This is a genomic window from Streptomyces spongiae (assembly GCF_009377185.1).
GTDB lineage: Bacteria > Actinomycetota > Actinomycetes > Streptomycetales > Streptomycetaceae > Streptomyces > Streptomyces spongiae.
Map to the genome: position 1 here is coordinate 13,959 of NZ_VJZC01000028.1, position 13,906 is coordinate 27,864.

The following is a 13,906-nucleotide window of genomic DNA, read 5'->3' on the forward strand; positions in this document are numbered from 1 at the left end:
ATGAAGCTCGTCTATGTCTTCGACGCCTACTGCGGCTGGTCGCACGGGTTCTCCGCGACCCTGCACGAAATCGTCGCCCGCCACCCCGAACTGTCGGTGGAGGTCGTCTCCGGCGGCCTGTTCACCGGATCGCGCCGGGTGCCGATCCGCCAGTTCGGCTACGTTCAGGGCGCGAACGCCAAGATCGCCGAGCTGACCGGCGCCGAGTTCGGCGAGGCGTACGAGAAGCTGATCGCCGACGGCTCGTTCGTGATGGACTCCGAGGCCGCCGCCCGTGGCGTCGCGGCCCTGCGCCAGGCCGCCCCCGACCGTGCGGCGGAGCTCGCCGCGGCCCTCCAGCACGCCTTCTACGTCGGCGGACGCAGCCTGTCGGAGGCGGCCACGTACCGGAAGGTCGCCGAGGAGGCCGGACTCGACGCCGACGCCGTGGTCGCCGCTTTCGAAGGCCCCGAGGCGCCGCATACGGCGGCGGACGACTTCCACCGCGCGGCTGACCTGGGCGTCACCGGCTTCCCCACCCTGCTCGCCGTCGACGGAGACTCCGTCACCCCGTTGGCCCACGGCCATGCCACAGCCGACGAGATCGACCGGCGGCTCGCAGGCCTTCCCACGCCCTGAACCTCCCCATCCCCACCCCACTCGCACAGGAGCCCCGTAATGAGCACCCTGTCCTTCAAGGTCCTCGACCTGGACTTCCCGGCCGGCAGCAAGAACAAGACCGCCGCCCTCGTCACCGGCGAGAGTGAGGCGCTGCTGGTGGACGCCGCCTTCACCCGCGCCGACGGCCACCGCCTGGCCGCCGAGATCCTCGACTCCGGCAAGACACTGACCACCGTCTTCGTCTCCCACGCCGACCCCGACTTCTACTTCGGCGCCGAGGTGCTCGCCGACGCCTTTCCCGAGGCGAAGTTCGTGGCCACCCCGCTCGTCATCGAGCACATCAAGCACTCCTACGAGGGCAAGCTCAAGGCCTGGGCCGCGCTCGGCCCGAACCTCCCCTCCCGTCTGGTCGACCTCACTCCGCTGACCGGCGACACCCTGACCCTGGAGGGCCACCGCTTCGAGCTCAAGGGCGGCCCGGCCGGGCTGCCCGACCGCCACTACCTGTGGCAGGCCGAGAGCCGTGCCCTCCTCGGCGGCGTCCTGCTCTTCCAGCAGGAGCACGTCTGGGTCGCCGACACCCCCACCCCCGGCGACCGCGCCGCCTGGATCGACCTGCTGGACGAGATGGCCGCCCTCCAGCCCGAACTGGTCGTCCCCGGCCACCGCCTGCCCGGCACCGCGGCCGACGCGACCGCCATCTCCGCCACCCGCGAGTACCTCCTCAGCTTCGAGGAGGAGCTCGGCAAGGCAGCCGACGGCGCCGCGCTGACCGACGCCCTCGTCAAGCGCTATCCGGACAACGGCATGCTGATCGCTGCCCAGATCGGCGCGAAGGTCGCCAAGGGCGAGATGAAGTGGGGCTGACCGTGACCGAGTTCGCCACCTCCACCGCTCCCGCCGACGTCGTACGACGCCAGTACCTGGCCTCCGCGGCCGGTGACCTGGAGGCCCTGCGGGCCACTCTCGCCCCCGACGTGGAGTGGACGGAGATGGCCGGCTTCCCCCTCGCCGGCACGTACCGCACCCCCGACGGTGTCACGTCCAGCGTGATGGAGAAGCTCGGCCAGGACTGGGACGGCTGGGCCGCCCACGACGACACCTACGTCGTCGACGGCGAGAACGTCGTCGTCCTCGCCCGCTACACCGCCGTCAACAAGGCCACCGGCAAGCCGATCGACGTGCGCGTCGCCCACCACTTCGTCGTACGGGGTGGACTCATCGTCCGCTTCGAGCAGTTCGTCGACACCGCGCTCGTACGCGACGCCATGACCGTCTAGACGCACCGTCCGGTACCCGAGGACAGGAGAAGCTCGTGTCCGCGCCGGAACCGGACCGCGTCGCGAGTCGTGCGACCCGCCCTCAACCTCATGATGATCCGGTCGGAGCCATCATGATCCGACCGGTATGCGCCATCGGGCCCGGAACTCTGGAGTGCCGGGCCCGTGCTCAGTCGTCGGCTGCGCGGTGGGCCCTGGTGCTCAGCGCGCCGCCTGACCGTTTCCGTGTGTGCTTCGCGAGGTCGCTGAAGCCGACTGCTCGCCTCGACATCAGTGCCGGGGGCGGCAGCTCGGCGTCTGCGTTCCGGGCCCGCTGCGGGATCGCGTTCAGCCCGCGGTGACGCGGGCGTTGACTCGCCGCATCCAGTCCTGGTCGGTGTGCCACATGGGGTGGTGCGGGGCGGCGTTGGAGGTCAGGACGACGCCCTGGAAGCCGGCCGCGAGGCAGCGGTCGACGACGAACTCCGCGATGTCCTTGCCGACGGTGTCCTCCTCGAAGCGTGTCAGGAGAGGCGTGTACCCCACGACGCCTTCGCCGAGGACGGCGGGGATGCCGCGCACGCGGGCGTACTCGGCGACGGAGTCGACCCATCCGGCCAGCGTGTCCCGCATGGCCTGCCGGTGCGTCGGATAGTTCTCGTAGAGCCACAGGTCCCAGCGGTCGGGGTCCACCCAGTCGTGCGCGTAGAACAGTTCGCGCGGGATGCCCGTGGCGGCCAGGCGCCACGGTTCGTCCGGCTGGTAGTCGGCGAAGGCGGGCGCGTCGGGGCGCAGCATGGCGGCCAGTTCGGGGGTCGGCCAGGAGGTGGTCTCGGGCGCCGCTTCGGTGCCGTGGCCGAGCCCGACGGCCTCGTAGAGGGCGCCGAGGACGCCGTAGACGTAGAAGTGGAAGTGGGCGATCTGGGCCTGCTCGGGCAGGTCGTCGAGTTCGCCGGGCCAGGGCTCTCCCAGCGAGTAGGTCACGGGGACGGCGGGGTGGCGGGCCTGCAGCAGTTTCACGGCGCGTTCGAGGGGGTCGCGCAGCCGGGCGTAGTGGCCGGCGGTGCCGTCGGCCGGTACCAAGGAGCAGTTGTCGACCTCGTTGTGCACCTCGACGTAGGCGACACGGTCGGACAGCCCGCGCTCGGTGAGGAAGTCCAACAGCTCGGCGAGGGCTTCGGCCACCGCCTCGGCGCGGTCCGGGCCCGGCACTTCGGCCAGGGCGCGATGCCAGGCGTCGGTGTCGGCGAAGCTGGGGGACTGCTGGTACTCCCACGAGGAGACGATCACCTTGCAGTTGTGCCGGGCGGCCGCCTCGAACAGCTCGACGAGCCGTCGGCGGCCGTCCAGCGGGTAGCCGCCACGGACGTCGTACCAGCGGGTGCGCTGTCCGAACTGCTCGCCCAGGCCCCGGACCTGGAGGGATTCCGGGTCGGGGACGCGTCCGGAGAACAGCAGGAAGGGCATGGCACAGATCCGCACGGTGTTGAAGCCCCGCTCCACCGTCTCGGCGAAGGCGCGGTCGAGGTCGGCGAAGGGCTCACCGGGTCCGGCCTGTGTGTACCAGCTGAAGTCCCACAAGGTGATGGCCAGTCGGCCCGTGGTCTCGGGCGTCGTGGCTTGCTGCGATGCGGTGGTCATGAGGTCACCCGTCGTTCGTGTACGGAAGGCGCCGTCGGCGGTCGACGGCACCACGCTAGCTCAATTCATTATTTATGAATAATCCTTGACGAGGGTGGTTGGCTTGTCCAGGCTGTGGGGCGGACGAACACGTACGTGACTCAAGGAGCCGCCCGTCATGACCGAATCCATCCCTCCCTCCCGGCGCACCGTCGTCACGGCGCTGGGCGCGGCCGCCTTCGTCGCCCTGCCGGCCTGGCCGGAGACGGCGCGAGCGGCAGACGGCGCGGCCACGGCCGACGCGAACGGCCCGGTGCTCGACACCCACCCGGCCACCGAGCCCTCCGGCACCCATGTGCGTGACGTCGGCGGCACCAACGTCGTCTTCCAGTACGGCACGGTGCTCCCGGCCTTCGACGGCTGGCGCACCCATGAGCCCACGCGCGACTACCTGTCCCTGGACAAGCGGTGGCGCTTCCGCTTCGACCCCGCCGATCATGGGCTCGACGAGGGCTGGCAGTCCCCGCACCACGACGACCGGGGATGGGGCCGCATCGACGTCCCAGCGGCCTGGGACCTGCTGGACACGCCCGGCTTCGGCTCGGAGACCGCCCCCTTCGGCCAGGGCACGGCATTCACCGACGGCTACGCCTGGTACCGCACCACCGTCGACGTACCCGCGTCCTGGCGTGCCCGGCACGTGCGCATCGCTTTCCTGGCCGCCGGATACAGCGCCGAGGTCTGGGTCGACGGCACGCACCTCGGCAAGCACGAAGGTGCCAACTCGCCCTTCGCGCTGCCGGCCGCGGGGGCGCTCCGGCCCGGAACGCGCCAGACGATCGCCGTGCGGGTCTTCCGTCGGGCGAGCTACACCGACTACACGGCCTCGCCTCCGCAGCCGGTCACCGACGACCACGAGATCCCGTACAAGCCCGTGGACTACTGGCCGTACGCGGGACTGACCCGCTCGGCTTGGATCGAGGCGGTCCCGCAGGTCACCCTCGCCAAACTGCTCGTGTCCGCCGCGCGCGGGCGCCTTGAGGCACACGCGGTCATCGAGAACCACGGGACCTCCGACTTCGACGGCCAGGTCACACTCGATCCCGGCCGGGAGAGCGGCGGCAGTCCCGTCGTGGTCCCGGCCCGGATCGCTGCCCGGTCGGCGGGCGTCGTACGGGTCGTGCTCCGCATACCCGGCGCCCCGCGATGGAGCCCGGCGTCGCCGCGCACGCTCACCGCCCGAGCCACCCTGACCGCCGGGAGGCACTCGGGCCCACGGGTGGACACGTTGTCCACCGTGTACGGCGTGCGTGAACTGACCGTCGGCGAGGCGCAGTTGAGGCTGAACGGCAGACCCCTGCTCCTAAAGGGGCTCAACTGGCACGAGGAGACGGCCGCGCACGGCAGGGCGATGACGCCGACCGAGTATGACCGCGAGCTTGGCCACATCACAGCAGTGGGCGCCAACTTCATCCGCAACTGCGTCTACAACCGGCACCCCTACGTCTACGACTGGGCGGACGCGCATGGCGTGCTGGTGATGGACGACATCGACACCATGTGGCTCAACACCGCCCAGGAGAAGCTGCAGACCGAGCGCTACGGCCTCGCCCGCGCCTTGGCCCTGACGATGGCGTGGAACCAGCACAACCACCCCTCGGTGATCCTCTGGGGACTGCAGAACGAGTCGGAGATCGACGCCGACGGTGCCCCGGTCTACCGGGCCTGGCTCGCCGACATGAAGGCGGCGGTGAAGGCGGTCGACCTCACCGCCCGTCCGGTGACCTGGGCGTCCAACACCAGCAACGACCCCGCCTTCGACCTCGCGGACGTGATCGGGTTCAACGAGTACTTCGGCTACTTCTACGGCAAGGACGCCGACCTCGGCCCGACGCTGGACGCGGTGCACGCGAAGTACCCCGGCAAGCCGATCCTGATCACGGAGAACGGCACCTGGTCGGTGGCCGGAACCCACGGTCCCGATACCACGCAGGGCACCGAGGAGTGGCAGGCGGCGAGCTTCACCGCGCACTGGAATCAGGTGGCCGCGCGCAGCGAGTTCGTAGCCGGGTTCACCTATTGGGTGCTCAAGGACTACAAACAGCGGGCCGGATACAACCAGGCCTACAACGGGATCTCCGTCATGGGCCTGCTCACGTTCGACGAGGAGCGGCCCAAGCTCGTCTACGACGCGTTCCGCAAGGCAGCCCGTCCGAAGGGCAGATGACCCTGAGGATCGACGGCCGGTGAGAAGGGGAGGGGCAGGCTGCCCTTCCCCTTCTCACCGGCTTCTTTCAGCCCTTGACGCTGCCCTGGGTGAGGCCGGACCGCCAGAAGCGCTGGAGGACGAGCATCGCGGCGGCCAGCGGGAGGATCGACAGGAACGCGCCTCCCACGGTGAGCTGGTAGAGCTCGGGGTGCCGGTCCGCCTGGGACTGCCAGGTGGTGAGGCCCAGGGTCAGGGGGTACTTGTGGTCGTCGGAGAGCATGACCAGCGGCAGGAAGTAGTTGTTCCAGATGCCGACGAACTGGAAGAGGAATACGGTCACCAGGGCGGGCGTCATGGTGCGCAGGACGAGGGTGTTGAAGATCCGCAGCTCGCCGGCGCCGTCGACCCGTGCCGCTTCCAGCATCTCCATGGGTACGGCCGCCTCGGCGTAGATGCGGCACAGGTACACCCCGAACGGGCTGACCATGCTGGGGATCAGTACGGCCCAGTAGGTGTTGTTCAGGCCCACTTCGCTGAACAGCAGGTACAGGGGGAGTGCGAGCGCGGTGCTGGGCAGCAGCACACCGGCGAGCACGACCTTGAAGACCGCCTCGCGACCGCGGAAGCGGTACACGGCGAGGGCGTACCCGGCGGCACATGCCAGCAGGGTCGCCAGCGCGCCGCCGATCCCGGCGTAAAGGAAGCTGTTCCATGTCCAGTTCCAGAAGACGCCGTCGTCGTAGGAGAAGACCTGCGACAGGTTGTGCAGCCACTGCGAGTCGGAGAACCACAGCCCGAAACTGCCGAAGAGCCCCGCGCTGCTCTTGGTGGAGGCCACCACCAGCCAGTAGACGGGCAGCAGGAAGTAGAGGGCCGCGATCGTGAGCAGGGCGACCACCAGAATCCGCGAGGGTTTCGGCCTTCGGGGCGGCCGACCGTCATGGCCGGCCACGGCGGCTCGCGAGGTGCCGGTGGAGGTGTCCACCGACTTCGTCGTCTGCGGTGTGGACACGCTCACCGTGCGCCCCTTTCCTTACGGTTCACCAGGCTGAGGAAGCCGAAGGACAGCACACTCGCGACCAGGGCGAGGATCACCGACTCGGCCGCGGCGAGGTAGATGTTGTTGTTGGCGAACGCCTCGTTGTAGGCGGCCAGGTTCGGCGTGTACGCACTGGTGACCGATGAGGTCAGCGGCTTGATGACCAGCGGTTCGGCGAACAGCTGCAGGGTGCCGATGATGGAGAACACGCCGGTGAGCACCAGCGCGGGCCGGGCCAGCGGCAGCTTGATCCTCACCGCCGTCTGCCAGGAGCTCGCGCCGTCGATGCGCGCGGCCTCGTACAACTCCTGCGGGATCGACTTGAGCTGGGCGACGATCACCAGCATGTTGTAGCCGGTGAACTCCCAGATCACGATGTTGGCGATGGACCACAGCACGCCGTGGTAGCCGAGGAAGTCGGGCGCGAGCCCGATCCTGCCGAGCAGGTCGACGAGGGGACTGACACCCGGTACGTAGAGGAAGCCCCACAGGATCGACGCGATGACTCCGGGTACGCCGTAGGGCAGGAAGTAGGCGGCGCGCAGGATGCCCGCCCAGCGCTGGGAGAGCGTGTCGAGGACCAGCGCCAGCACGGTGGCCAGCAGCAGCATCACGGGGACCTGGACGATGCCGAAGAGCAGCACCCGACCGAAGCTGCCCAGGAAGTCCGACTGCTGGAGCGCGAGGGTGTAGTTGTCGAGACCGGCGAAGCCGATGGTGGCCGGGCCCAGGCCCAGCGGACCGGAGCGGATCGGCTTCAGCAGGCTCTCGTAGACCGCGTAGCCCAGCGGCAGGACGAACACGAACAGGAAGAGGGCGACGAAGGGAAGCAGGAATCCCCAGGCGGCGCGGTCCGGGCGAGCGGTGCCCCGACGTCCGCCCCGAGCAAGGTCGTTGCTGCTCATGACTGGCTCCTCGCCTTCAGGCCCTTGGCCAGCAGGTCGTCCACGGCGCGTTTCTGCGCGTCGGCCAGAGCCGAGGCGAACGTGCCCTCTCCCGCCATGGCGGCGCCGAAGGCGTCGCCGAGGTGGGCGAAGTCGGCGTCGGTGGTGGGTGACCACTTCCAGGAGGTGTCGATGGCCCGGTCGGACGCGGTGAAGACGTCGTTGTACCGCTGGCCGCCGAAGAACGGGTCGGGCTTGTCGAGTGCCGATCCTTCGAACACGCCGGTTGCGGCGGGCCAGCCGTAGCCGACGGCGATGTTGAGGTCGACGGCCTTCGGGTCGCTGTTGATCCAGTGCGCGAACTGCAGCGCCTCACGCGGGTGGCGGCTGCCCTGAAGGACCGCGGTGGAGGCTCCGCCCCAGTTGGCGGAGGCGTTCTGTCCCGCCTTCCACTGGGGGAGTGGGGCGACCCGCCACTTTCCCTTGGTGCCCGGTGCGTTGCCGCGCAGCAGGGCGTCGCCCCACTGCGGTCCGATCCAGGTGACGACCTGCCCGGTCTGCAACTGCCGGTACCAGCCGCTGGACAGGTCGGGTTCGACGAAGACGAGGTCGTCGCGGACCAATCTCTGCCAGTATTCGGCGACCTCGCGGGAGCGGTCGTCGTTCATGCCGACGATCCAGGTGTCACCCTCGGTGTGCACCCAGCGAGCCCCGCGCTGCCAGCACATCGCGGCGAACCAGGCGGGCGAGTTGGGGTTGAACGCGGACAGCCTGGCACCGTTGCCGCGGGCCTTGACCACGCGGGCGGCCTTCTCGAATTCGGCCCAGGTGGCAGGGGTTTCGATGCCCCACTTCGCGAGAAGGTCCTGGCGGTAGAAGAGTCCCATCGGGCCGGACGCCTGGGGGATGGTGTGGACCCGCCCGCCGAAGACGCCCTGGTTCCACTGCCACGGCACGTACTTGTCGCGCAGCTCGTCGGCCCCGTAACTGCTCAGATCCGTCAGGCCGTTGACCAGCATGAAGGCGGGAAGCTCCTGGTACTCGACCTGCGCAAGGTCCGGCGGGTTCCCGGCTGTCAGGGCGGAGAACATCTTCTGGTAGCCGCCCCCGGTGCTCGCGGGGATGGTCTGCATCTCGACGTGGATGTCGGGGTGCGTCTTGTTCCAGAGATCGACGGTCTTCTGCATCGGCACCCAGGTCCAGAAGACGAGATTCACCTTCTGGCCGGGGCGGGTGGATTCCTGCCGGGTCGTGCGGGCGGCTCCGACGGTCTGCCCGCAGCCGGTGAGGGCCGAAAGCGCGGAGACTCCAGCCGCCCCGGCACCCCATCGGAGCACTGATCTCCGTGAGGGTGGTGAGCTGTTCATGTACGTCCCTTACATCTCTTTGTCTACGGCTCGATCGGTGGTCTACGGCTCGGTCAGTACGGCTACTCCGGCTCCCGGCAGGGTGATGCGGTCGGCGGGAGCCGTCTCTCGGGTCAGGGCGTCGGTCAGCGGCTGAGGGAGCCTGACTTCGACCTCTTCCCGGCCGTGGTTCAGCAGGAAGACGAACCGTCCGCCGTCTCCCTCGCGCACGGTCGCCTGGACGTGCTGGGGCAGGCCGGGAAGCACGGGGCCTGCGGACGCCGTACGGCACACGTCGTCGGTCAGGGCCCGCATCGCCTCCGGTGCGAGGCGTGTCGCGACGTACCACGCGGTTCCGTCGCCGAAGGAGTGCCGCGTGACGGCGGGCTGCCCCGCAAGGTGCCCGGAGCCGAACTCGGCCACTGCCTGGGCGCCTTCGGGTACCACGGTCTCCGACCATAGGTCGGCGCGGCTGACCGTGCCGTCGACGTGCCGGACGTCGACGGTCTCGTTCTCCGCCAGCGGCCAGAACTCCTCGACGCGCAGGCCCAGTACCTCGCTCAGCGGCGCGGGATAGCCGCCCAGGTGCACCCGGTCGCAGTTGTCGACGATGCCGGAGAAGAACGACACCAGCAGATGGCCGCCACCGCGCACGAACTCGGTGAGACGTTCGGAGTCCCGTTCCTTCAGCAGGTACAGGTTGGGTGCGACGACCAGGCGGTAGCCGGACAGGTCCCGGTCGGGGGGTACGACGTCGCAGGCGATGCCGGCTTCGAACAGGGGCCGGTAGTGGGCGAGCGCGATGTCCATCTGGTTCAGCGCGGTGGACGGATGTGAGTCCAGCTCCAGGGCCCACCAGCTGTTCCAGTCCAGTACGAGGGCGACGTCGGCGGTGGACCGTGTGCCGGCGATCCGAGGCACGGAGGCGAGTTCGCGGCCCAGCTCGCTCACCTCACGGAAGGTGCGCGTGTCGGTGCCGCCGTGCGGGAGCATTGCCGAGTGGTACTTCTCGGCGCCTCCACGGGACTGGCGCCACTGGAAGTACAGCACCGCGTCCGCGCCCTGGGCGACCGCCTGCCAGCTCCACAGGCGCATGCGGCCGGGCGGCTTGGGCCCGTTGCGGTCACGCCAGTTGACCGCGCTGGGCGCCTGCTCCATCAGCATCCACGGCTGACCGGCACGGGCGGAACGCGCGACATCGAAGATGAAGCCCGCCGCGACGTGGGTGTCCTCGTCGTGCGGGTCCTGGTAGACGTCGACCGAGACGACGTCCTCCTGGGCGGCCCAGCGGAAGGCGTCGACGGGCTTGTGCACACCGATGAAGTTGGTGGTGACGGGAACGTCCGGTGTGCTCCGGCGCAGGACCTCATTTTCCGCCAGGTAGCACTGGAGCAGCGCGTCGTCGGAGAACCGGGCGAAGTCCAGCTGCTGCGCGGGGTTGGGGAAGGTCGGTGCGAGCCGTGGCGGCAGCACCTCGTCGAAACTGTCGTACCCCTGGGACCAGAATGCCGTTGACCATGCGTCGTTGAGCGCCTCGATGCCGCCGTACCGCTCGGACAGCCAGCGCCGGAAGTCAGCCGCCGACTCGTCGCACCAGCACATCGGGGTGTGGCAGCCGTACTCGTTGCCGATGTGCCACATCTCCAGGGCGGGGTGGTCGGCGTACCGGGTGGCCAGTCGCTCGACCAGGCGGGCGGCGTGCTCGCGGTACACGGCGCTGGAGGGGCAGTAGTGCTGGCGTCCGCCGAGCCACATGCGCCGGCCGTCGGCGGTCTCGGGGAGGATCTCGGGGTGCAGCCGGGACAGCCAGGGTGGCGGGGATGCCGTCATGGTGGCCAGGCACACCGCCACACCCGCCCCGGCGAGGTTGTCCATCACCCTGTCGAACCAGGTGAAGTCGTACTCCCCGGGCCTTGGCTCCACCTTGGCCCAGGAGAAGATCCCGGCCGTGACCATGGAGACGCCCGCCTCCTTCATCAGCGCGACGTCCTCGGCCCACACCTCCTCGGGCCACTGCTCCGGGTTGTAGTCGCCGCCGAAGGCGATCCCGGGCGGGCGCAGGTGCCGCCGGGTGTCGATCGGTATCGAGGGTGCTGGTTGCATGCGGGTCAGTTTTGGAGCGTCATCGCCATGCCGTCAAGATATATTCATAATTAATTGAAACAGCTATGGTGGGTGCAGGAGCAGACATCAGAGGGGAGACGCACGCGATGACGGAGTGCCGCAGGATGGCGGGGCGGGTGGCGGTGATCACCGGCGCCGCCCACGGAATCGGCGCCGCCACGGCCCGAAGGCTCGCGGACGAGGGCGCGGCCGTCGTCGTCACGGACGTGGACGACGCGGCGGGCAAGGCGCTCGCGGCAGGCATCGTGGACAGCGGAGGACGGGCGGAGTACGTACGCTGCGACGTGACCTCCGCCGCCGACTGGGAGAACCTCGCCCGCCACATCGATGAGCACCACGGGCGGCTGGACGTGCTGCACAGCAACGCCTTCGCCCAGCTCAACAAACCCGCCCACGAACTGAGCGAGGCCGAGTGGGACGGTCAGATGGCCGTGCTGCTCAAGCCGGCCTGGCGGGCGATGAAGACCTTCGCGGCCATGCTGCGCGAGGCGCGGGGCTCGGTCGTCCTCACCTCCTCGGTGCACGCGGTCATCGGTCTGCCGGGCCATGCCGCGTACGCCGCCGCGAAGGGCGCGCTGTGCTCGCTGGGTCGGCAGCTGGCCGTCGAGTACGGTCCTGACATCCGGGTCAACACGGTGCTGCCCGGACCCATCCTCACCGCCGCCTGGGAGGGCATATCGGAGTCCGAGCGGGCGCGCAGCGTGGCGGCCACGGCCGCGAAGCGCTTCGGGCAGCCGGAGGAGGTGGCCGCCGCAGTGGTCTTCCTGGCATCGGGGGACGCCTCCTACGTGACCGGAGCCGGCCTGGTGGTCGATGGAGGATGGAGCGTCATGAAGGAGTCCTCGTGAGCGCCGCGCACCGCGCGGTAGGCCGCCGTGCGCGGCCTCCGCGAACAGGACCGATACGGAAACGGAGAACGTGGTGAGCCATCCCGGCAGGGGGCTGCACGGCCAAGCGGTGGAAGAACTGGGCCGGCGCATCATACGCGGCGACTACCCCCCGGGCTCCGTGGTGGACCCGGCCAAGTTCGAAACCGAACTGGGCGTCAGCAAGACCGTCGTGCGCGAGGCGCTGCGCGTACTGGCCGCCAAGGGCCTGCTCGAATCACGGCAGAAACGCGGCACGACCATCCGGCCCCGCGCCGACTGGAACCTGCTCGACAGCGACCTGCTGCGCTGGCAGGGCAGCAGTGCTCCCACCGAGGGCTTCCTGGAAGATCTCGCCGAGGTCCGCGCGATCGTCGAGCCCGCCGGGGCCCGGCTTGCCGCGACCCGCCGTACCCCGTCCGATCTGGACGCGCTGCGGCAGGCGTTGGACGCGATGGCTGCGGCGGGAACGGACGCGGAAGCGATGGTCGAGGCGGACCTGGCCTTCCACCGCGCCCTGCTGGACGCCGCGCACAACGAACTCCTCAGCCGGATGGAGGTCGTCATCGAGGCCGGCCTGCGCGTGCGCGACCGGATCGTGCACGGCGCCCGGCACTTCGCCGACTCCATCCCCGTGCACCAGACACTGCTCGCCGCCATCGAAGCCGGCGACCCCGACGCCGCCGTGGCCGCCGTCGAGTCACTCCTCGCCCAAGCCTCCGACGACCTGGAGGCCGTCCGGGCACGGGAGGAACACGATGACGTCGCGACCGACCCGCTGCCGAAGGAAGCCCCTTGAAGATAACCGGACTTGAGACGTTCCTGGTGGCTCCGCGCTGGCTCTTCCTGCGCATCGCCACCGACGAGGGCGTCACCGGCTGGGGCGAGCCTCTGATCGAGGGCCGCGCCGAGACCGTACGCGCCGCAGTTCACGAGCTCGCGGACTACCTCGTCGGGCAGGACCCGCTGCGCATCGAGGACCACTGGCAGGTGCTCACCAAGGGCGGCTTCTATCGTGGCGGCCCCATCCTCTCCAGCGCCGTCGCGGGCATCGACCAGGCCCTGTGGGACATCGCCGGCAAGACCTACGGCGTCCCGGTGCACCGCCTCCTCGGCGGCCCGGTACGCGACCGCGTCCGGATGTACGCCTGGATCGGAGGGGACCGCCCCAGCGAGGTCGCGGAGTTGGCCGAGGAACAGATGAAGGCGGGCTTCACCGCCGTGAAGATGAACGCCTCGGCCGAGCTCGCCCCGATCGACACCCCGGCCCGCACCGCCGAGGTCGTCGCACGGGTCGCGGCCGTCCGCGAAGTGCTGGGCGACGAGAGGGACATCGCCGTCGACTTCCACGGCCGGGCCTCCACCGCCATGTCACGCCGTCTGCTGCCCCAACTGGAGCCGCTGCACCCGCTGTTCGTCGAGGAACCCGTCTCGCCGGAACACTCGGGCCACCTGCGCAGCCTGGTGGAGTCCACGAGCGTCCCGCTCGCGACCGGCGAACGCCTCTACTCCCGCTGGGACTTCCGCGAGGTCATGACCAGCGGCATCGCCGTCGCCCAGCCCGACCTCTCGCACGCCGGCGGCATCTCCGAGGTCCGCCGCATCGCGGCCATGGCCGAGACGTACGACGTCACCATGGCCCCGCACTGTCCCCTCGGCCCGATCGCCCTTGCCGCGAGCCTCCAGATCGCCTTCTCCGTACCGAACTTCCTCATCCAGGAACAGAGCATGGGCATCCACTACAACCAGCGGGCCGACCTGCTGGAGTACGTGATGGACCCCGAACCCTTCCGGTTCCAGGACGGATACGCCGTCGCGAGCTCCCGTGCCGGGCTCGGCGTCGAGATCGACGAGAAGGCGGTACGCCGCGCAGCCGAGACCGGACACCGCTGGCGCAACCCCGTATGGCGGGGCGCCGACGGGGCGTTCACCGAATGGTGACCGCTGCCCGCGAACCGA

General features: G+C 69.7%; 12 protein-coding genes. 7 read left to right on the top strand and 5 right to left on the bottom strand.

Translation table 11 applies throughout. From position 1 onward, the window contains the following. Genes FNH08_RS06990 through FNH08_RS07000 form a run of 3 tightly spaced genes read left to right on the top strand, consistent with a single transcriptional unit; the run spans window position 1 to window position 1,880 of the window. On the top strand, window positions 1-618 hold the full coding sequence (locus FNH08_RS06990) for a DsbA family protein (protein WP_152770371.1): 618 nt from the start codon (window positions 1-3) through the stop codon (window positions 616-618). A gap of 39 nt (window positions 619-657) precedes the next feature. Then, complete coding sequence (locus tag FNH08_RS06995; protein ID WP_152770372.1) at window positions 658-1,467, top strand: MBL fold metallo-hydrolase; 810 nt, start codon at window positions 658-660, stop codon at window positions 1,465-1,467. After that, window positions 1,458-1,880, top strand: coding sequence for a nuclear transport factor 2 family protein (locus FNH08_RS07000; RefSeq protein ID WP_322723904.1), 423 nt, complete (start codon window positions 1,458-1,460; stop codon window positions 1,878-1,880). Before FNH08_RS06995 ends, FNH08_RS07000 begins: the two co-directional genes overlap by 10 nt. Before the next feature lie 327 nt (window positions 1,881-2,207). Here FNH08_RS07000 and FNH08_RS07005 read toward each other — a convergent pair whose 3' ends face one another. Continuing rightward, window positions 2,208-3,500: a cellulase-like family protein gene (locus tag FNH08_RS07005; RefSeq protein WP_152770373.1), complete on the bottom strand. Its 1,293-nt coding sequence runs from the start codon at window positions 3,498-3,500 to the stop codon at window positions 2,208-2,210. A 157-nt stretch (window positions 3,501-3,657) separates the two neighbouring features. Here FNH08_RS07005 and FNH08_RS07010 point away from each other — a divergent pair, with 157 nt between their 5' ends. Continuing rightward, on the top strand, window positions 3,658-5,706 hold the full coding sequence (locus FNH08_RS07010; RefSeq protein ID WP_152770374.1) for a glycoside hydrolase family 2 protein: 2,049 nt from the start codon (window positions 3,658-3,660) through the stop codon (window positions 5,704-5,706). Between the two features lie 67 nt (window positions 5,707-5,773). Here FNH08_RS07010 and FNH08_RS07015 read toward each other — a convergent pair whose 3' ends face one another. The 4 genes from FNH08_RS07015 to FNH08_RS07030 form a co-directional block, all read right to left on the bottom strand. Then, entirely contained in the window at window positions 5,774-6,640 is an 867-nt protein-coding gene (locus FNH08_RS07015) for a carbohydrate ABC transporter permease (RefSeq protein WP_322723913.1), read from the bottom strand. Window positions 6,641-6,702: 62 nt separating this feature from the next. Further along, a complete protein-coding gene (locus FNH08_RS07020) occupies window positions 6,703-7,632 on the bottom strand; it encodes a carbohydrate ABC transporter permease (RefSeq protein ID WP_152770375.1) in 930 nt (309 codons plus the stop codon). Beyond that, the gene (locus FNH08_RS07025; protein ID WP_322723906.1) at window positions 7,629-8,948 is read right to left on the bottom strand and encodes an ABC transporter substrate-binding protein; all 1,320 of its coding nucleotides are present in this window, start codon (window positions 8,946-8,948) and stop codon (window positions 7,629-7,631) included. The genes FNH08_RS07020 and FNH08_RS07025 overlap by 4 nt, the downstream gene beginning before the upstream one ends. Window positions 8,949-9,020: 72 nt before the next feature. Continuing rightward, entirely contained in the window at window positions 9,021-11,060 is a 2,040-nt protein-coding gene (locus FNH08_RS07030) for a beta-galactosidase (protein ID WP_152770377.1), read from the bottom strand. Window positions 11,061-11,167: 107 nt separating this feature from the next. Here FNH08_RS07030 and FNH08_RS07035 point away from each other — a divergent pair, with 107 nt between their 5' ends. From FNH08_RS07035 to dgoD, 3 genes are all read left to right on the top strand, one after another. Next, complete coding sequence (locus FNH08_RS07035) at window positions 11,168-11,929, top strand: SDR family NAD(P)-dependent oxidoreductase (RefSeq protein ID WP_228033952.1); 762 nt, start codon at window positions 11,168-11,170, stop codon at window positions 11,927-11,929. A gap of 70 nt (window positions 11,930-11,999) precedes the next feature. Continuing rightward, window positions 12,000-12,746 (top strand): FadR/GntR family transcriptional regulator, encoded by a 747-nt coding sequence (locus tag FNH08_RS07040; RefSeq protein ID WP_322723908.1) that lies wholly within the window; start codon window positions 12,000-12,002, stop codon window positions 12,744-12,746. Continuing rightward, entirely contained in the window at window positions 12,743-13,888 is a 1,146-nt protein-coding gene (gene dgoD / locus FNH08_RS07045; RefSeq protein WP_152770378.1) for a galactonate dehydratase, read from the top strand. Before FNH08_RS07040 ends, dgoD begins: the two co-directional genes overlap by 4 nt. The last annotated feature ends 18 nt before the right edge of the window (window positions 13,889-13,906 follow it).

Coding starts and splice junctions, on each gene's coding strand:
- FNH08_RS06995 (WP_152770372.1), top strand. CDS start 658: ATGAGCACCCTGTCCTTCAAGGTCCTCGACCTGGACTTCCCGGCCGGC.
- FNH08_RS07005 (WP_152770373.1), bottom strand. CDS start 3,500: ATGACCACCGCATCGCAGCAAGCCACGACGCCCGAGACCACGGGCCGA.
- FNH08_RS07035 (WP_228033952.1), top strand. CDS start 11,168: ATGACGGAGTGCCGCAGGATGGCGGGGCGGGTGGCGGTGATCACCGGC.
- FNH08_RS07030 (WP_152770377.1), bottom strand. CDS start 11,060: ATGCAACCAGCACCCTCGATACCGATCGACACCCGGCGGCACCTGCGC.
- FNH08_RS06990 (WP_152770371.1), top strand. CDS start 1: ATGAAGCTCGTCTATGTCTTCGACGCCTACTGCGGCTGGTCGCACGGG.
- FNH08_RS07010 (WP_152770374.1), top strand. CDS start 3,658: ATGACCGAATCCATCCCTCCCTCCCGGCGCACCGTCGTCACGGCGCTG.
- FNH08_RS07020 (WP_152770375.1), bottom strand. CDS start 7,632: ATGAGCAGCAACGACCTTGCTCGGGGCGGACGTCGGGGCACCGCTCGC.